Origin of the sequence: Roseovarius sp. D22-M7, assembly GCF_037083785.1 — a bacterium.
Taxonomy (GTDB): domain Bacteria; phylum Pseudomonadota; class Alphaproteobacteria; order Rhodobacterales; family Rhodobacteraceae; genus Roseovarius.
Genome location: NZ_JBAPKY010000023.1, coordinates 35,632 through 54,065, shown reverse-complemented (window position 1 = coordinate 54,065; position 18,434 = coordinate 35,632). Strand labels below are relative to the sequence as shown.

At 63.0% G+C, this 18,434-nt stretch carries 12 protein-coding genes, 1 tRNA gene and 3 pseudogenes; 3 read left to right on the top strand and 13 right to left on the bottom strand.

Annotated features, from left to right (window positions below):
• Nucleotides 1-416: 416 nt before the first annotated feature.
• Together V8324_RS12005 and V8324_RS11995 are read right to left on the bottom strand one after the other, a co-directional pair.
• Nucleotides 417-491 (bottom strand) — tRNA-Glu (locus V8324_RS12005).
• A gap of 797 nt (nucleotides 492-1,288) precedes the next feature.
• Nucleotides 1,289-1,619: pseudogene (locus V8324_RS11995) on the bottom strand (transposase); the annotation flags it as partial.
• Between V8324_RS11995 and V8324_RS11990 the strand changes: the two are divergent.
• Nucleotides 1,602-2,408: pseudogene (locus V8324_RS11990) on the top strand (transposase); the annotation flags it as partial. The pseudogenes V8324_RS11995 and V8324_RS11990 sit on opposite strands and share 18 nt — an antisense overlap.
• A gap of 392 nt (nucleotides 2,409-2,800) precedes the next feature.
• On the opposite strand, the gene V8324_RS11985 reads toward V8324_RS11990, so the two are convergent.
• The 11 genes and pseudogenes from V8324_RS11985 to V8324_RS11940 form a co-directional block, all read right to left on the bottom strand.
• Entirely contained in the window at nucleotides 2,801-3,073 is a 273-nt protein-coding gene (locus V8324_RS11985) for a hypothetical protein (RefSeq protein WP_336420166.1), read from the bottom strand.
• Nucleotides 3,070-3,597 (bottom strand): IS630 family transposase, encoded by a 528-nt coding sequence (locus V8324_RS22400; RefSeq protein ID WP_442970524.1) that lies wholly within the window; start codon nucleotides 3,595-3,597, stop codon nucleotides 3,070-3,072. The genes V8324_RS11985 and V8324_RS22400 overlap by 4 nt, the downstream gene beginning before the upstream one ends.
• A gap of 22 nt (nucleotides 3,598-3,619) precedes the next feature.
• A complete protein-coding gene (locus tag V8324_RS22395; RefSeq protein ID WP_442970523.1) occupies nucleotides 3,620-4,021 on the bottom strand; it encodes a transposase in 402 nt (133 codons plus the stop codon).
• Nucleotides 4,022-4,431: 410 nt separating this feature from the next.
• Nucleotides 4,432-5,613: an IS91 family transposase gene (locus tag V8324_RS11975; RefSeq protein WP_336420165.1), complete on the bottom strand. Its 1,182-nt coding sequence runs from the start codon at nucleotides 5,611-5,613 to the stop codon at nucleotides 4,432-4,434.
• Between the two features lie 11 nt (nucleotides 5,614-5,624).
• Nucleotides 5,625-6,494, bottom strand: a complete 870-nt coding sequence (locus V8324_RS11970) for a tyrosine-type recombinase/integrase (protein ID WP_336420164.1) — start codon at nucleotides 6,492-6,494, stop codon at nucleotides 5,625-5,627.
• Nucleotides 6,495-6,735: 241 nt separating this feature from the next.
• Nucleotides 6,736-7,221 carry a flavodoxin family protein gene (locus tag V8324_RS11965; protein WP_336420163.1) on the bottom strand — a complete coding sequence of 162 codons (486 nt, stop codon included), beginning with the start codon at nucleotides 7,219-7,221 and terminating at the stop codon, nucleotides 6,736-6,738.
• A gap of 177 nt (nucleotides 7,222-7,398) precedes the next feature.
• The gene (locus V8324_RS11960) at nucleotides 7,399-8,358 is read right to left on the bottom strand and encodes a DUF808 domain-containing protein (RefSeq protein ID WP_336420162.1); all 960 of its coding nucleotides are present in this window, start codon (nucleotides 8,356-8,358) and stop codon (nucleotides 7,399-7,401) included.
• 458 nt (nucleotides 8,359-8,816) lie between these two features.
• Nucleotides 8,817-9,957: pseudogene (locus V8324_RS11955) on the bottom strand (transposase).
• Nucleotides 9,958-10,129: 172 nt separating this feature from the next.
• Nucleotides 10,130-12,430 (bottom strand): xanthine dehydrogenase family protein molybdopterin-binding subunit, encoded by a 2,301-nt coding sequence (locus tag V8324_RS11950; protein WP_336420161.1) that lies wholly within the window; start codon nucleotides 12,428-12,430, stop codon nucleotides 10,130-10,132.
• 3 nt (nucleotides 12,431-12,433) lie between these two features.
• The gene (locus V8324_RS11945) at nucleotides 12,434-12,886 is read right to left on the bottom strand and encodes a (2Fe-2S)-binding protein (RefSeq protein ID WP_336420160.1); all 453 of its coding nucleotides are present in this window, start codon (nucleotides 12,884-12,886) and stop codon (nucleotides 12,434-12,436) included.
• Nucleotides 12,887-13,287: 401 nt separating this feature from the next.
• A complete protein-coding gene (locus tag V8324_RS11940) occupies nucleotides 13,288-13,977 on the bottom strand; it encodes an SOS response-associated peptidase (RefSeq protein WP_336420159.1) in 690 nt (229 codons plus the stop codon).
• A gap of 341 nt (nucleotides 13,978-14,318) precedes the next feature.
• Here V8324_RS11940 and V8324_RS11935 point away from each other — a divergent pair, with 341 nt between their 5' ends.
• On the top strand, nucleotides 14,319-16,367 hold the full coding sequence (locus V8324_RS11935) for a multicopper oxidase family protein (RefSeq protein WP_336420158.1): 2,049 nt from the start codon (nucleotides 14,319-14,321) through the stop codon (nucleotides 16,365-16,367).
• A gap of 439 nt (nucleotides 16,368-16,806) precedes the next feature.
• Entirely contained in the window at nucleotides 16,807-18,312 is a 1,506-nt protein-coding gene (locus tag V8324_RS11930; RefSeq protein ID WP_336420157.1) for a hypothetical protein, read from the top strand.
• The last annotated feature ends 122 nt before the right edge of the window (nucleotides 18,313-18,434 follow it).

The following is an 18,434-nucleotide window of genomic DNA, read 5'->3' as shown; positions in this document are numbered from 1 at the left end:
CCACGCCCGACGGCGTCATCTCGCGGTGATCGGATACGTCGGAATGGCTGATCATATGTCGTCGGAACACGTGATCGAATGTGTCGGAATGCGCAAGATGAGCAGGGGAACCCGATCTATGTCGGTAAGGGCAAGCGGAAGGTCCCGAAAAAAAGGCCACCCGTTCACAGCACGGGATTCGGAAGGGCGTTGCCAAACTGATGGCGGAACTCGGCGCCTCCGAATACGAACTCATGGCCGCCTTCGGCTGGACGTAGGCGAGGACCGCCACCGTCTACACCAAGAGGTTCCGGCGCCGAGAGGCTGCATCGGCAGCGTCCCGGCGGGTCGAAATTTCCAAAGGTGGACCACGGCCCAAGATGCGTGGTCCATTTTCAGGCCTACGTGGACGAAAAATATTGGAAACATTGCGGAAATGGCAGCCCGTAGGGGAGTCGAACCCCTCTTTCCAGGTTGAAAACCTGGCGTCCTAACCGATAGACGAACGGGCCAATTGTCAGACGCGTACTAGGCAAAAGGCGGGCAGCGCACAAGAGGCTTTTTGAAAAAATCCTTCGCGAACGTCTATCCCAGATAATTCATGAAGCTGCAGTCTTCTGTTCAGGGGCTCGGTTTCGCGGGTCTGGGATCTGTTGCGCGGAATCGATTTCGGCGCCGGGTGGCAAGCCGGGCGGGTACTGGAATGTTGGGTGATCTGCAGTGATGTTGAGGGTGTCGGGGCGCTTGCGTCAGGCTCTTTTCGGTGCGGCGAGCGCATCGAAGAGACGGTTGAGAAGCCCAGATCGTGGATGCGATCCCGGCAGTTTGACCAAAATCGGGTTTACTTTCCTACGATAGTGGCGACAGGCTTGACGAGGTCTAGCCGAAGCATGACCGCCTCGGCCCGGTGCCGTTTTGAGCGCTTTGGACAGGCCGCGTGCCAGCAGGCGCCGCCATGCAGCATCGGACGCAACAGGTTGGCGTTTGCCTTCGAGCACGACGTGCAGTTCCGAGACGTGACGCGACCCGGGTTCACTGGAGTGGTTTCTTTTTCGGGGAGCGGTGCAAGATCGCGGGCAAGGAAATCCTAGCCGGCATTCCCCAAGTGTCCGGCCGGATGGCGTCAAGAATGCCTGACGAGGCCATGAGATCAAGCGTTTATGCGCTGCATGGCGATTGGCCTCGCGCAGTCGCGCGGTTGGGTGGCTCAGGCCGAGCGACCGGGTCATCCTCGGCCGCCTGAGGTGTTCTTCAGCGTTCTGGGCGGACCCGTTGAGCCGCATTCGTCGAGTTTGAACCGGAAACGCTGTCACGCGCATGACGGTGGCGCTCGCAGTCGGTGAATGGCGGCGAACGGTGCGCACCATCGGACCGGACACCGCGGCCTCGGAGAGTTGGAAGGTGATCGCAAGGGCATGGCGCACGACGCGGGCCCCGATCTTGATCAGCTTGAGTTGCAGGCTGGTGAGCGACCAGTCGGCAATTTCCTCGGGTAGTTCGATGCACCGCAGGAAGGTGGCCAGTTTCTAGGCGAGCGCGTGCAGGTGCAGCCGGACCTCGTTGTCGCGGAACCGCCTGTACGACAGCCGCGTCCAGTGGAAGGCGTATTTGCCTTCCTTGATATGCTGCTCGGGGACGCCGGGCTGATGAAAGAGCTGAAGGTCAAGCTCATGGAGCGGATGCCCGTCGCCGAGCTGACGGCGCATCCTGGCTATGAAGATGGCAAGGAAGCGCCGCCGGGTCAGGGCAACCGCCGGAATGGCGCCTCGACCAAGGTGCTGAAGGGGCAGGACGGCGGGATGCCGCTGGCGGTGCCCCGCGACCGCGACAGCGGCTTCGAGCCCGAGTTGGTGAAGAAGGGCCGGACCCGGACCTGTGGGATGGATGACGAGATCATCGGGCTCCATGCCGCCGGACTGACGGTCCGAGACATCCAGGCCCACCTGCTCGATCACCATGGCCTGAAGGTCTCGCCGGACCTGATCAGCCGCGTCGCCGACGCGGTGCTCGACGAGGTCCGCGACTGGCAGAGCCGCGCGCCGGACCGGATGTCTCCGATCGTGAGCTTCGACGGTCGCCATTGTCGCGCCATTGGTCCGAGCGACAATGGCGACGCGGGTGAAGATCCGCGATGCCGACAGCCGGACGGTCAAGACCAAGGCGATGCATGTCGCCCGCGGCGTCAGCCGCGACGGCCAGCGCGAGGTTCCGGGGTGACGAGGATCAGAAAACAGTCCCCCCGGACCGTTTTCTGATCCGCCTCAATCCGGAAATCGATCAAGACGCGCGGGTCCGTCCCGACCGACGGGGCCGCGACAAGGCTGATCTACCTCGCCATCCGAACCTTCGAGAACGGCAACCGCAATGTCCGGGAATGGTTTGCAGCCCGCAACCAGTTCGCCATGATGTTCGGCGAGCGCTTCGACGCTCGAGGATCTGAAACCGCATGGGCCGGGCCGGATACACAAAGTTCAGGACACCCCCCAGAAGGTCGTTCTCCGCCATGACCCGCCGCACACGGCGAGCAGCGGTGCGGATGCCAAGAACCCGCAGCCGCGCCCAGATCGCCCGATAGCCCTCCCCGGAAAACGGGGAGGACGCGATGACGGCGGGGTGGCTGCGTGTCATTGGCGGCGGTGCTACTCGGGACGCGGTGCCGATACACCGTGGCCCGGGGAATCTTCCAGAGGTCGCAGACCCGCGCCGTTCCGTAGCGCCGCCGCGTGGGGTTCGCATGCGCCCGCCTCATTTCTTCGCCTGCCTCGGGCCTTTTCGCGCTTGATTCCATCCCCCGGATCGAATGATCGCTGCGCGACTGGTCTCAAGGCCTCCGACGGGCCAAAGGGCGCCCGCCCTCCAGTCTATCGATCCTGGCATACAGCAACTCGTTGGCCATGGTGATCTCGCCCACCTCGGCATGGAGCCGCGCGATCTCCTCGTCACGGTCATCCCTCTCGCGCTCGTTCCGGGCGCTTTCCGACGCCATGAGAACCCGATCGCGCCAGTCCGACGGCCGGTGGACCGGAGCGTTCAGATCACGCGCGACAAGAATGCCAGACGAATACAGGTCTTTACAGCGTTTCCATTTATTCATGAGGCATAGCCTGCGGCCTTGAAGAAGTTCCAACATTCGTCGGGTATGAAGAGATCACAGATTTCACCGATGGCCTCGATGAGCTGGCTGAAGGTCCTTGCTCCAATGCGCCGGAGATGAGCCTTGAGCTTGGAGAAGGCCATTTCGATGGGATTGAGGTCGGGGCTGTAGGCAGGCAGGAACAGGAACCAGCAGCCATTTGCCTTGAGCAGTCCGGCCGCCTTCTCGCTCTTGTGAGTGGCCAGGTTGTCGAGGATGACGACGGATCCGGGCTCCAGTTCCGGGATCAGGACCTTCTCGACGTATGCGTCGAAGGCGTCGCGATCCATTGCGCCCGAGATCACCCATGGCGCGACGATGCCTTCGCACGACAAGCCCGCGATCAGGGTCTGGTTCCCCCACCGCCGGAACGGGGCGCTCCCCTTGAGGCGCAGGCCCTTGAGGCACCGTCCATAGGCGCGGGTCATATTCGTGTCTGTGCCGGTTTCATCGAGGAAGATCAGACGCTCGGGATGGATCCGCATGACTTTTTGTCGCCGAGCCCAGTCATGTCGCGCCTTGCGCACTGCAGGCTTTTCGCGTTCCCGGGCGATCAGCCCTTTTTTTATATGTGTACCCGCGGCGACGCAGCAGCGCATCAATGCCACTTGTCGAGCACGCTACCTCATGAGTTGTCAGCAACGCCGCCTGTAATTCCACCAAGGTGATGTCCGGGTCCTGTTCGATCAATTCCACGAAGAACCCGACGAAGGGCTCAAGCTTGCCGCTGCCTTTACGCGCGCCGGATGGCAGCGGCTCCAGTGGCTCGCCGTTGCGGACCTTCTTGCCCCACCTGGCCGCCGTCGCAGGACTGAGCAGCAAAACCTTGCCCGCTCCCGCCGCGCGCATGCCATCACCCATCAGCCGCTTGAAACGGACGCGCAAGTCCATCGAAAGTGCGTTGCTCATCTGACCTCCTCCCAGGGAGGAAGGAATCAGAAAAACGCCTTCTTGGGAATCTGGAGGGTTCTGTGAGGTCTGCGTGCGCAACGCTGATGCTGCCACACGGGTGCCCGGCAGACCTCATTGAAGCCGGATTGAGCGAACCCGCGGGCAGGTTTTGGGCTATGGGGATTGTGGCTCCGGCGTTGGCCTGGCGTGATAACCGCGAGGGCGAGCGGGTCGATGAATGGCATCGAACAGTCGACTATTGGGATCCTGGCTGGTCGCAAGGGGTCGCGAAACCGGTACGGTTCGCAGGCAAGTGTTGTTGCTTAGCGGCTGGAACAGCGGCAACGGAGGCTTCGGCACGTGATCTATCGGGCCGGTCTGCATGGAGGCGGGCGGCCGGTAGGATAGCGGTTCTTTGTCCTGGTCGATCATGAACTGTCGTTCCGGAATGCCCACTCGGGCGGGGCCTGGCCGTGATACCATACGGTGATCCTGACCATTGATCGACCGCAACAGGGGCATGGCCGCGCGGCAGGGGCCGCCTTCATTGCGGGTTTAGCACGGCTCTCGACCTCCTGCGCCTGGTTGGCCAGCAACGCTCTGCACGCCGTGATGCGGGCAACACGCTGCCCGTTGGCGAGGAAGCCATAATGGCGGATGCGGTGAAAGCTGTCCGGCACGGTATGAAGAAGAAAGCGCCGGATGAACTCTCCGGCATCAAGGGTCATCGTCCTGGGCCGACGACCATGGCGATAGTCACGCCAGCGGAACGTCACCTTGCCATCTGCCATGCTGACCAGACGTGAATTGGCGATGGCGACACGATGGGTATACCGGCTCAGATAGACCAGCACCTGTTCCGGCCCGCCGAAGGGTGGTTTGGCATAAACCACCCAGTCCTGACGACCGGCTGACGTCATCAGCCGGCCGAAGGCCTGCGGGTGGGCGCGTTCCGCGATATCGCCGAAGAACTGTAGCTGTCCGGCCTCGAAGGCAGTGCGCAGCGCCTGAAGAAACAGCCGACGGAACAGACGTGACAGCACCCGGACTGGCAGGAAGAAGTTGGGGCGGCAGTCGATCCAGCGCGTGCCATCGGGTGACGGGCCGCCGCCCGGAACGATGCAATGGAGATGGGGATGATAACTCAGGGTCTGACCCCAGCTGTGCAGCACCGCGATGAGACCGATCCCGGCACCGAGATGTTTGGGGTCGGCGGCAATGATGCGCAGCGTCTCGGCGGCTGTCCGGAACAGGATGTTGTAGACGACCTTCTTGTTCTGGAAGGCTATGGATGCAATCTTGGGGGGCAGCGTGAAGACCACATGAAAATAAGGCACCGGCAGAAGGTCGCCCGCCCGCGCCTCGAGCCAGTCGCGCGCCACCGCACCCTGACACTTGGGGCAGTGCCGGTTGCGGCAGGAATTATAGGCGACACGCACCGCACCGCAGGCCCGGCAGCCCTCGACATGGCCGCCGAGCGCGGCTGTCCGGCACAGTTCGATCGCCGACATCACGCGGCGCTCCACGCGTCCGAGGTGGCCGTCGTGAGCCTGAACGTAAGCGGGGCCATGGCGGCGGAAGATATCCGACACCTCCAAGCCGGATGGCATAGCGCCCCCCCTCAGTCGGGTGGCACCACCTCCAGGCTCAGGCGATCGAACGGGCTCTGCGTCTTCGCGATCGTCGTCGTGGCTACCTTCGTGTAGCGCGCAGTGGTCGACAGGTTACTATGGCCAAGCAGCACCTGGATGACGCGGATATCGACACCGCTTTCAAGAAGATGGGTCGCGAAGCTATGTCGCAAGGTGTGTACGCTGACTTTCTTGGTCAATTCTGCCGCCTTGGTCGCGGATCGACAGGCTGCGTGCAGCACCTGCACATCGATGGGCTTATTGCCACGCCCGGGAAACAGCCAGCCTGACGGCCGCGCCAGACGCCAGTAGGTTCGCAAGATGTTGAGAAGCTGTGGCGAAAGCATGACCGTGCGGTCTTTGGCGCCTTTACCATGGCGGATCTGTAGCACCATCCGATCACTGTCGATATCCGCGACCTTCAGACTGACCGCCTCCGAGGCGCGCAACCCAGCAGCGTAGGCCGTGGTCAGTGCGGCGCGCGCCTTCAGGGACGGCACCGCCTCGAGGAACCGCACGACCTCGTCAGCGCTCAGAATGGTCGGCAACTTGCGCGGCGTGCGCGCATAGGCGATCCGCTCGGGGATCTCCGCCCGGTTCAGGGTGATACCGTAGAAAAAGCGCAAGGCGCAGACCGTCTGGTTGAGCGCTGGCCAGGAAATGCCTTGTGATACCAAGTAAACCTGAAAAGCCCGAACATCCTCCAAACCCAGTTGATCCGGTGATCGGTTGAAGTATCGGGCAAATTTGGTCACAGCATTTAGATATGATCGCTGTGTAGCCGGCGACAGGTTGCGAAGCGTCATGTCGTCGATCATACGGCGGCGTAGCGGGCTTACCGCTGGTGTGGCATCAGCCATGGAATGGTCTCCTGATCAAAGGTTGGTCTCAGCAACCAAACCTTCTCATCAGGAGGCCATTTCCACCAATAGCGACGCCCATCCCGCGTCAGCGGGTTCGTTCAATCCCCCCGATTCAGTCATCAATGGCGACGCTGTAATGACTTCAAGTTCCGAGTTGCCCCCCCAGGAACGGCGCACTTGACACCATGGTCAAGAATACATCACCCGTCATGACGCGCGTTCGGTTCCGATCGGCCCATCAGAACATCCCCATGGCTAGACCGGCAGCCAGCGCCTGACCGAGCTCTCGGCATCGCATCAGTTCCTCATCCGGGATGGTCTTGGGCGCAAGGATCGCTTCCGGGGTCTGGGCATGGGTGCAGACGATCAGCGGGTCTTGCACCGCGCGCAGCCGCCAGCCCTGCGCGATGCGGGCCATCTGGCGGGCGGCATTCTCGCCATCGGACCCCGCGCAGACCATCTGCGCATAGGCGCGTCCTTCGATCCGGCCCAAAACGGGGTAATAGCAGCGATCGAAGAAATCCTTCATGGCGCCAGAGAGCGCGGCAAGGTTTTCCGGGGCGCAGAAGATATAGCCGTCGGCAGCCGTCAGGTCGTCCGGCCCGGCCTGATCGGCGGATTTCAGGTGTGTTTCCGCCTCTTCGCGAGCCGCCTCGCAGGCAGCCTTCGCCATCTGTTGGCTGCCGCCGGTGCGAGAGTGGTAGACAATGAGCAGCTGCGCCATGACCGCAGGTTAGCGATGGTGTAATCGGTTGACCATACCCATCGGCAAGACGCGCTCTACACGCTCTCCATTCGTGTCAACCCGGACCTCGAGACCAAGGACGTCTCCCCAAGCGATGCCGGAAAGGCTTCGGGCCCTGCCACTGTCACGCTCATGCGCAAGCGTAATAACGCGCGATCAGGCCTTTTCCGGAAACAGCCAGCTTGAGACCGGCACGATCGCGCGGGTGACGATCGGGATCAGCACGAGGCCGCTGGCCAGCCCGACGATCCCGTCGAGCCCCGCCGTCACCGCCCAGCTCACGAGACCATGCCCGGTCCCGAGCGTGCCCGCCGCCAGATCCGCCATGTGCGCGATCTGCTCATATGGCAAATGCCAGCCGAAATCGTGCAGCCCGTGCACGAGAATGCTGCCCCCGACCCAGAGCATGGCCACGGTGCCGACCGTGGCGATCACCCCCATCACCGAGGGCATCGACGTGACGATGCCCCGTCCCAGTGAGCGTGTGGCGGCAAGGCGTCCTTCCGCGCTGAGGTGAAGCCCAAGATCGTCGGCTTTCACCAGCAGGGCCACGGCCCCGTAGACCAGCGCCGTTATCGCGATGGCCACCGCCGCCAGTGCCAGCGCCTGGATCCAGAAGACGTCTATGTCGAGCTGCGCCAGCGAGATCGTCATGATCTCGGCGGAGAGGATGAAATCGGTCTTGATCGCCCCCTTCACGCGCTTTTCTTCCAGATGCGCCGCCTCCAGCGTCTGCGCCTGCTGGGGGCCATGCTCCTTGTGCGGGACGATCAGGTGCCAGACCTTCTCGGCCCCCTCGAAACACAGATAGGCCCCGCCGAGCATCAGAAGCGGCGTCAGCATCCATGGCAGGAAGGCTTGCAGCAACAGCGCCGCGGGCAACAGGATCACCAGCTTGTTGAAGACCGAGGCCCGCGCGATCGTCCACACGATTGGCAATTCGCGCGCCGCCGGCAGCCCGGTGACGTATTTCGGCGTCACCGCCGCGTCGTCGATCACCACGCCCGCGGCCTTGGTCCCGGCCTTGCCGGCCTGCGCCGCGACATCGTCCAGCTGGCTCGCGGCCAGCTTCGCGATCGCCGCCACATCGTCGAAAAGGGCCAGTAATCCGCTCATGTCGCTACCTGCCTTGGTTGATCGTCACGACAGCCAACCGGTTTCGGGGACATGACTGCCCGCCGACCATGTGCCAGTTTGCGGCGTCAATCAAGCGCATGAGCCACTGGTGAATTCCGGGCTCAATCCGCGCCCGGAGCATGGCTCGATACACGGGGTCGATGCTTGGCTGAGACGCTGGTGGCGCGCAAGCACATGAGGGCCTGCAGACGTGTTGCTTTTCGGCCACGTGGCTTGCCGGATATCTTACCTCGCAAAGGGGAGGCCTGCCCGGCCCTTGGGCGTGCTGCCACAGCGCAATGACCACTGGTTTCAATAACACGATTATGTCCACAGGCTACGCGTTCCTGGCACTGTCACTGGGTTCGGTCATATCGGCACAGGATGTCCGTCGTCAGATAATTGGGGAGATCTGGGCTTGGTTGGTATTGGAGGCTCTGGTCCTTGGGTGACTGATGTTACGTGTTCTCAATTTCGTGGTGCAAGCGCCGCTTGAGCATGGTTTTGCGTTTGATCTCTTCTCGCAGTTTCAGGATCTGCTCAGCGCGGCCGAGGTAGACATCGGCGGGTGTCGGGTTTCCCAGGCTCTCGTGGTAGCGCTGATTGTTGTAGTACTCTCCGAAGGCACCGATCTGGCGTTCGAGATCGCCGGGAAGGAAATAATGCTCGAGCAGAACACGGGTCTTCATGGTCTGGTGCCACGGTTCGATCTTGCCCTGGACTGCGGGTGGTACGGCGCCCCGCGGACATGCTCCATGCCCTTGTCCTCGAGATGATCGGCCAGATCGCCCGCGATGCAAGATGAGCCGTTGTCGCTCGACAACCTCGGTCTGGCGATCACGGTGGCGCTGTCGCAGCCCGACACGTCCAGGGCCAGGTCCAGCGTGGAGGTCACATCCTCGGCCTTCATCGTCGTGCAGAGCTTCCAGGCGATGATGTAGCGGCTGCGATCGTCGAGGATCGTCGACAAGTGGACCCAGCCCCACCCAAAGACCTTGAGGTAGGTGACGTCCGTCTGCCAAGGTTCGTCGGGCCGTGTGGTCCTGTCCCGGACCTCATTTGCTGCCTTCATAACGACATGCGCCGGTACCGTGATCAGATCCTCCGCCTTCAGGGTCCCGTAAGCCGATGATTCCGCGATAAAGTTGGAGGGATCAATTCCCCGACGAACGGTTTTCCAGGGTCAGATCGACAACGACCTCCTTCAACGCTGTCGTCTCCGAGCGCAGTTCCTTGACCTCCGGCGCGCTCGCCTGACGCACGGTATCGCCGGCCGGCCGTTGCCTGCCCGCCTCGAGGAACTCCTTCGACCACGTGTCGTACAGGCGCTCGCGTGCGTCGGGACAACGATCCCCCGGATCGTTTTCCGATCCTCCTTACCCCTCACGGCGGCCCAGGTCGGCATTCGACCATTGTCCTCGGACCAATGGCGGACAAGGTCTCATTCTCCTCGCCGCGCAAGCCCGCCAGCACGATCCCGATCTTCTCTTCGGCCGAGTACTGTTCGCGGGTCTTGCGCGTGATCCCCTTGACCAGCTTGTCCGCCGAGCCCTTCGATGGTCCGGATGTCGCCTGCGCGGTCCTCCGGTTCTTGTTCATCTTCGCTCCTTGGTGGCTGCGATGACCCGGAAACCCTCCGTCACGAAAAAATCAAATCCGTCCCACGGGCCCCGACGTCAGACAGCGCCCCGCGGTACCGGCCCGAATGATCGTTCGCAAATGCGTCCGACCGGCCGCGGCTCGGCCGAAGTGGAGAACACCCGGCGCGCGCTCAGGCTTGCGTGCCCATGGGAAGGGCCCGCCGCCGCTCTCCGGTCGCGACGAAGAGGCCGTTGGCAATGGCCGGGGCGACGGGCGGCGCGCCAGGCTCGCCGACGCCGGTTGCGTGCACCTCGAAGGGATGCGGCACGATATGCGTCACGACGTCTGGATAGTTGTCCGACCGCACCACGTCGTAATCGTGGAAATTCGATTCGACCACGGCCCCGTTCTCGAACGTGATCCCGGAATGCAGCGCATTGGTCATGCCCATGACCGCGGCGCCCTCCATCTGGCTTTTCACCCGTTCGGGATTGGCGCAGAAGCCGCAATCGATCGCCATGTGCATCTGCGGCACGGTGATCCGGCCGTCCACGATCTTCACATGCGCGGCACAGGCGACGTAGGAGACGAAGCTGCGATGCACGGCGAGGCCGATGCCCTCGCCCTCGGGCAGGTCCTTGCCGTAACCGATGCCGTCGGCGGCCACGTTCAGGACATGCGCAAGGCGCCCGGTCTCGATCGGGAACTCCGCCATGGGTTCGCCATAGTTCCAGAAATCGTCCGGCAGGCCAGCCGCCTTGGGGTCGAGGGTCCGCGGCGCGCCGATGAGATCGAGCCACATCTGCTTCTGGTCCTTGCCCAGTTCCTGCGCGAGATCGCCCACGAAAGACCCTATGGCCCAGGCATGCGGCAGGTTGGACACCGCCCGGAACCAGCCGATCCGGGTATGCGCGAACGCCTTGCCGCTCTCGCAGCGGATATTGGCGATGTCGAACGGCACGTCGGTCAATCCCATGCCCTGTTCCAGCGGCATCGGCGTGCCGTTGTCGGGCGCGAAGGTCGACAGGATCGACGGCGCCACCGAGCGGTGAAGCCAGCCCGTCACGCGACCGTCCGCGTTTATCGCCGCCTCGATCCGTTCCGCCGAGATGGTGTGGTAGAACGAGTGTTTCACATCGTCCTCGCGCGTCCATTGCACGCGCACCGGCGCGCCGACCTCGCGCGACAGCAGCGCGGCCTCGGTCACGAAATCGCCCTTGGACTTGCGGCCGAAACCGCCCCCCAGAAGCGTCACGTTCACCCGGACCTTCTCGGGGTCCAGATCCAGCGCGGCGGCGGTATCGGTCCGCGCGGTGTAGGGGCTCTGGACCGGGGCCCAGATCTCGAGGCCTTGGGGGGTATAACTGGCGATCGCCGCGGGCGGCTCCATCGGGATATGGGCGATATGCGCCTGGGTATAGGTCCGGACGACGCGCTTCGCGGCATTGGCGAAGGCGCTGTCGACATCGCCCTGATCGCGCGCCGGCATGCCCGGGGCCTCGGATGTCGCGATCATCTCATCCATGTAGGGACCTGAGGTGTAGCTGCCGTGCTCTCCGGCCGCCCATTCAACCTTCAGCTTCCTGCGGCCCTCGATCGCGGCCCAGGTGTTGGACGCGACCACGGCGATCCCGCCCAATGGCGCGAACTTCATCGCCAGCCCGCCATAGGGCAACTCGTGCACGCTCTCGACCCCGGGGACGGCCAGCGTCTCGGTTGCGTCATGGGACGTGGCCCGGCCGCCCACCACGGGCGGCCGCGCGACGACCGCGAATTTCATGCCGTCGAGCACGACATCGGCACCATAAACGGCCGCGCCGGTGGTGATGTCATGCAGGTCGGTGATCTGCACCTCGCCCTTGCCGATATAGCGGAACTGGTCCTCGGTCTTGTAGGCGATCTCGTCATGCGCGGGCACGGGCTGGGCCATGGCCGCCTCGGCGAAGTCGCCAAAGCCGGCGGTCTGGCCGGCGGGGCCCCGGATCTCGTGCATCTCGACGGTGACCTCGGCGGGGTCCACACCCCATTCGGCGGCCGCGGCGCGGGCAAGCATGGTCCTGACCGAGCCGCCGATCTTGCGGGCGGCCTGGATGTGATGCCGCATCGAGCGCGAGCCGTCCGTGTCCTGATTGCCGTATTTCGGCTCGTCGCCCGGCGCCTGCACGATCCTCACCCGGTCCCAGTCGGCCTCCATCTCGTCGGCCATGACCATGGGGATCGAGGTGCGCGATCCGGTGCCCATCTCGGAACGGTGCGCAACAAGGGTCACCGTGCCATCGGCGTCGATCGAGACGAAGACGAGCGGATCGTCGACGACGCCGTGGGGCATTTCAGTGGCCCCGGTCGGGTAGGTCTCGAAGGCGTCGGCGGGCATGGCATAGGCCGCAAGCGCGAAGACGCCGGCCGTGCCCAGAAAGCCGCGGCGCGTGACCTTTGCCAGATGCACCTCGCGGTTGGGGGGTTCGGTCATGGGTTCAAGATATTTCAGCATGATTCAGCTCCCCGTGCTGGCAAGGCGGACGGCGTTGACGATTCGTTGGTAACACCCGCAGCGGCAGACATTGCCGGCCATCGAGGTCAGGATCTCCTCGTCGCTCGGCTTGGGATTTTCGGTCAGCAGCGAGGCGGCCTGCATGATCTGACCGGTCTGGCAGAAGCCGCATTGCGGCACGTTGAGATCACGCCAGGCGATCTGGACGGGGTGGTTGCCGTCGGGGTCCAGCCCCTCGATGGTGGTCACGCTCGCGCCCTCGACATCGCCAAGGGTCAACATGCAGGACCGCTCGGCCTTGCCGTCCACATGCACCGTGCAGGCGCCGCACAGACCGACACCGCAGCCGTATTTCGTTCCGTTCAGGCCGGCGAGATCGCGGATGGCCCAAAGAAGCGGCATGGCGGGGTCCTGATCGAACGCCCGTTCCGTTCCGTTCAGGGTGATCTTGGTCATGATGCCTCCAATTGTTTTCTCTGGTCGGGTCGCAAGGCCGGACCTGGCCCGCCGTCCGGAGGGACGCGCTTAGAATCATTCGTTAACCAATTGTAACACGTGAACGTGACACCCCGGATCACTTTTGAAGGTTTCCCACCAAGGCGACCTTCGAGCCGGCACGCGCGCGGACGCGATGGTTCATGCGTGACCCATGGCGGATCCGTCAGGCTGGTTTTCTCGGTTCGCGCGAGCGGAAAGAGGGTCAGCACCTGCGCCAGCCCGCTGCGGTCTCGAGGCAGTCTCGAGGAAAGCGCGCCTGTCTCGGACGATTGTCTGCCACCGGACATGTTGCCGAGATATCTGGTCGGGTGCGATGCCTGGCGGCATATCGGGCAGGAACTCGACAGGCCGACCCCTGGTTATATGGCATCGCTCAGACCACCCCGGTCGGCCTTGAGCCCCTCGCCGCTTTGATGGATGACCATGCGCGCGGCCGGGAAGGGCCGGATCAGCGCGAAGGCCTGATCGGGGGTCCCGGTCAGCCACTGCTCGTAATCCTCGGGATCGAGGATCGCGGGCGAGCGATCGGGATGCGTCTGTCGCGTCAGCGCGTTCGGCATTGTCGTGACCATCGACGAGGTGATCATCTCGCGCTCTTCGCCGCCGTAATTACCGTTGTAATGGCGCCAGATGCCCGCAAGGGCGAACGGCGGTCGCTCTTCAACGCCGACCACGCCGAACCAGACATAGGTGGCCGGGTTGCGTCCCTTGGGCTCGCAGTAGCTTGTGGCCGGGATCAGGCAGCGCCGCTCCTCAAAGCTTTTGGCCCAGAACCGGGAATTGCGCAGCTTGTCGTCCCGCGCGTTGTTTACCGCCTTCGGCTGGATCGGCTTGCCGGTCTTCTTCGAGACCTGGGGCAGCACGAACCCCCAATGCGCGTTCTCCAGCCAGCGCGCGCCGTCCGAACCGACCCCGACGATCGGCGACATGGTCTTCGGGAAGATGGCAGGCTGTGGCTCGGCATTGCCCAACCGGTCATTCGCGGGATCCACCGCGAACAGCTGGCGCATGGCGGCGGGCGGCATGGTGTTGGAATAGAGATTGCACATGCCATCCATGATAACTCACGCATCGACATGGAGCATCTTGAAACGTGGATGTGCCAGCCATGCATGGACATGCAGAGTGACTTGGGACTCTACGCAGAGCATGGGCGACGTCGCGTCCGCAATCAGAACGAGCACCTGACGGTGTCGCGTGGCGCAATCTCTGTATGGCACCGGGCATGGCAACCTTCCCTTTCATGATACCATTTTCGGAATGTCTGGCAGCACTCTCTGTCAAGCTCACGTCGGCGTGCTCTTTCAGGGCCGCGAGAACTTTATCTTGCCAAACGTCGCAATTGTTTCCACCGTAACGATAGTTGATTTCAGGTTATTGGAGACTCCGCGTGACAAACGAAAGTATCGACACTGCGCTGGGGACGCGTTCGGATCATCCGGCTGCACGCACGGACCGCTGGCATGTCAATCGACGTCAGGCCCTCGGGCTTCTCGCGGGTCTGGCCGGGTCCACGGCGCTGTCCTGGCCGCACGGACTGCATGCGAAGACCAAGGGCGGCGCGGCGCTGAAAAGCCCGCCGGCCGGCACGCTGCTGACCGCAAAATCGGACCTGGCGAAGGAATATCTCAAGGCGTTGAAGCGGGTGCCCGGTTTCGGAGGCGCATCCCTTCCGGACAGGCTCTTTGCGCTTGCCTCGACGACGCGCCGGGATGCGGATCTTTACGGTATCGCGCTGACCGCCCCGGCCTATCTGGACCCGGCCTCGGGGGACACCGCGCCGCCCGTCGTCGGCCCGACACTGGAATTCGTGCGCGGCGACGTCAACGGCGTCTACCTGACGAATGACATCACCATCTGCGGCACGGACCACAACATCGTCATGACCTCCCCGCAATCGGGATGGCGGCCGCACGGGTACACGACGACCAACCTGCACACGCATGGCTTGCACGTCACCCCGCAGGCGCCGTCGGATGATGTTCTGCTCTCCATCCGCTCGGGCGCGGACACCGATCCGATGATGATCGCGCAGCCGAAACTCTACCCCTATCGCTACCAGATGCCCGGCGATCACCCCGTCGGCACCTTCTGGTACCACCCCCACAAGCACGGCGCGGTCGCAAGCCAGGTGGGCCCGGGCATGTCCGGCGCGCTGATCGTGCGCAGCCAGGACGGCAAGCCCGATTTCGACGACCTGATCGCGGCCGCGCCGTACAACATCACCCGATCCGACGAAGAGATCCTCGTGCTGCAGACGATCCCTTACTATTTCAGCAATGCCGAAGAGACCGAAGGCGTCTTCTATCCGGCGGGGTATTATGTCAAGGGCGCGCCGGATCCCAGCACCTGCTACGGGCTGACGCTCACCGAAGGGGACGCCACGACGGAACCGCCGACGACGGTGAACGGCCAGCGCATTCCCACCCTGTCGCTGGCCAAGGGCCAGATCAGGCGGCTGCGCTTCGTCAACGCGACGAACGGGCAGACCTATGTGCCAAAGCTGCGCGCAACCGACGGGTCAACGCCATTGCCCGGCCTTTACGCGGTCGCGGTGGACGGGATCACCCTGTTGCCGATGCCCGGCGCGCCAGCGGATCAACCCTACTTCAAGGTCGACCAGGGCTTGCGGGAAGGCGACGACCCGTCGCTCTACTGGACCACCGCAGAGATCATCACGCTGGCTCCGGGGCAGCGCCTTGATCTTCTGATCCAGGCCGACGCGCCCGGGCAGTTCGAACTTTACGGGGCCACGGCCGGCGAGTCGCCCATGGTCACGGAAGTCGACGACCCCAACACCGATACGCTGATCCGGATCGATGTCGGCGACACCGCGCATGACACGCCGCAGTCACTGCCGCCGATGTCGCTTTTCGCGGCGCCCGAGATACAGCGCCCGGTGCCGCCCGAGGTCGACCTCACCGGGGCCAACCTGCCACCGGCGACCAGATCGCTGGAATTCAAGACGGTCGACGCGGCCTTCAATGCCTCCGGCGTTCCGACATATCCGGCCTTTCTCATCAACGACCAGTATTTCGACGGCAACCTCGACGATCCCGCGCAGATCCAGCTTTACAAGGGCGACACGGATGTCTGGAACCTCTTCAGCACGAATGATGCCCATATCTTCCACATCCACATCAATTCGTTCCAGGCCCTCGCGCGGGTGCCCTACGACAAGGTGAACCGCGTCTACGCGGCGCCGATCCCGTACCGCTTTCCGATCTGGCGGGACACGATCTATTTCGACGGCGGGCCGATCAAGGACAGCGAAGAGACGACCTTCCTGCCCGGAACCATGGTGGTGATGGCCAGCAAACAGGTGGATTTCACCGGAGAGTTCGTTCTGCATTGCCATAACCTGTTCCACGAGGATAACGGCATGATGGTAACCGTCTCGATCCTGGACCCGGCCACCGGCGCGCTGGACCCGACATGACGCGCGGGCACAACCCTGCCGTTCAAGCGTTCCCGCCTCATGCGTCGAGGAGAGGGGATCGGATATCAAGTCCGGGAAATGACTGAAAACAAGGGGGGACGACCCCGCGGTTCCATCCACCGAAACTGACCCGGCACACCCTGATACGGGGGGTGTCGCGTCAATCGGGGGGACTGGGTTCAGTACCGGGGCACTGGCATGAGACAGCGCGGTGCGCCCGCCCCGGATCCGGACGAAGTGTCCGGGCCCCGTGCAATCTCCCCGCCCCGCGGCGACGGACGGACAAAATTTTCTCTTGATCGTGCCCTTTGAAGACGGCACCTTGTATAAAGAAGTCATAGGCAAAACAGCGGCTTAGCTGGTTAATGGAGGCTTCGGGAACCAAGCAGTTCCATTATTTGGCGGCCTGTGTTCGTTTTGATTACGAAAGGGGGCGACCATGGCAAACGCAAACATGACCACCGGGATTGTGGATGCCAACGATCATTGGACAACAACGAATTTGACCGCGATCCCGGCGAGGAACCCCGTTCTTCTGGCGTCGGTCCAGACCTTCAACGGTCCCGACACCGTTGGTGTCCGCCTTGAACGCGAAGATGACGGGTCCTTCTCGCTCTTTCTGGAAGAAGAAAAATCCAGGGACAACGAAACACGACACACGCTGGAGGAAGTGGGGCTATTCGCCACCTCGGAGGGGGCGATTGCCGATGTCCGGGGCAATGTGATCGGCGAAGCGGGCCTCGCGAACGTCAGCCAGCCAAGGCGCGACGACTGGCACAGCATAGCGACGAACCGGACCTATGCCCGGCCGGTCGTTCTCACCCAGATGATGAGCTATAATGGCAGCAATCCGTGCCATGTCAGAGTACGCAATGTCGGGTCCAACGCGTTCGAGTGCAGGCTGGAAGAGTGGCAATACCTTGACGGAACGCATGTGGAAGAAGAGGTCGGATACGTGGTGCTCGAAGCAGGCGTCCACGAAATCGACGACGATACGTACATCGAAGTCGGCACCGTAGAGACGGACCACAACTTCGCCAGTGTTCGATTTTCGCGGTCTTTCCAGGCGGGGCCGGTGGTCGTGGCCCAGTGCCAGACCTTCAACGGCACACACGAGATCGTCACGCGTATCCGGAATGTCACGGCTGACGGGGCCGAGATCCGCCTGCAGGAAGAGGAAGGGCGCGATGAGGTCCATACCAACGAAACTGTCGGCTACATTTCCACGCCATTCCTGCGACTCGGCGAGGTGAACAGCTTCGGCCAGTTCAAGCCATCCAAGCACGGCTTCGAATTCACCAACAGTTTCAACCAGCTTCCCGATCTTCCGAACCTTCCTGCAAATCTGGACCGGAAGATCGAAAACATAAATGTCAATTACGGGCTTTGCGGCGGAATGGCCCTCGCCGCGCGGGACTTCTTCCTGAACCGCAGGCCGATTCCGAACACGGGGTCAACCACCCCGCAATCCGGAGCGCTCTTCGATTACCTGTGGCAACGGCAGATTGACACCTTCGATCCCGAGCATGGGTGGGGATATCTTGGCAAGTTCCTGAAATTCTACCTCCCCACCACCTTTACCCGTGCGAAGTCCGTCTCCGAATTTCGCAGCGTGATCGACGCACTCGATGCCGGGCAACCGACCGTGCTCGGATTGGTCTATGTCCGTGCCGGCAATGGGAACCTGTGGGACAACCACCAGGTCCTGGCGTATGACTACAACAAGGTCGGCAGCGGAACCCGCATCAAGGTTTATGATCCGAATTTCCCGAACGATGATGATGTTCAGGTGCGGGTAGAGCTCAAGGATCAGGGGATCTTCGACCCGGCACCCGGGAACAAGAAAATCGACGCGGCCCAGTATGACGGGTCCGGACGCATCAACAATGTCATCGGTTTGATCCACATGGACGTCGAGTCTCAGACGCCCCCGGGAAACTTGTGATGTCTTCGCAGGACACACGGCCATCGTTCAGGCAGCGGCAGGGTGCGCCGGCTCCGTTGCCATGGTAGCCACGAGGGTAGCAACGGGGTGCCAGCGCCCCTGCCCTGCTGCCGGGCGCTTCG

Bases quoted from the DNA above. Each gene is read 5' to 3' on its own strand.
- V8324_RS11930 (WP_336420157.1), top strand. From the start codon at position 16,807: ATGGCAAACGCAAACATGACCACCGGGATTGTGGATGCCAACGATCAT.
- V8324_RS11960 (WP_336420162.1), bottom strand. From the start codon at position 8,358: ATGAGCGGATTACTGGCCCTTTTCGACGATGTGGCGGCGATCGCGAAG.
- V8324_RS11970 (WP_336420164.1), bottom strand. From the start codon at position 6,494: ATGGCTGATGCCACACCAGCGGTAAGCCCGCTACGCCGCCGTATGATC.
- V8324_RS11945 (WP_336420160.1), bottom strand. From the start codon at position 12,886: ATGACCAAGATCACCCTGAACGGAACGGAACGGGCGTTCGATCAGGAC.
- V8324_RS22400 (WP_442970524.1), bottom strand. From the start codon at position 3,597: ATGCGGATCCATCCCGAGCGTCTGATCTTCCTCGATGAAACCGGCACA.
- V8324_RS11985 (WP_336420166.1), bottom strand. From the start codon at position 3,073: ATGAATAAATGGAAACGCTGTAAAGACCTGTATTCGTCTGGCATTCTT.
- V8324_RS11975 (WP_336420165.1), bottom strand. From the start codon at position 5,613: ATGCCATCCGGCTTGGAGGTGTCGGATATCTTCCGCCGCCATGGCCCC.
- V8324_RS11965 (WP_336420163.1), bottom strand. From the start codon at position 7,221: ATGGCGCAGCTGCTCATTGTCTACCACTCTCGCACCGGCGGCAGCCAA.
- V8324_RS11940 (WP_336420159.1), bottom strand. From the start codon at position 13,977: ATGTGCAATCTCTATTCCAACACCATGCCGCCCGCCGCCATGCGCCAG.
- V8324_RS11950 (WP_336420161.1), bottom strand. From the start codon at position 12,430: ATGCTGAAATATCTTGAACCCATGACCGAACCCCCCAACCGCGAGGTG.
- V8324_RS22395 (WP_442970523.1), bottom strand. From the start codon at position 4,021: ATGAGCAACGCACTTTCGATGGACTTGCGCGTCCGTTTCAAGCGGCTG.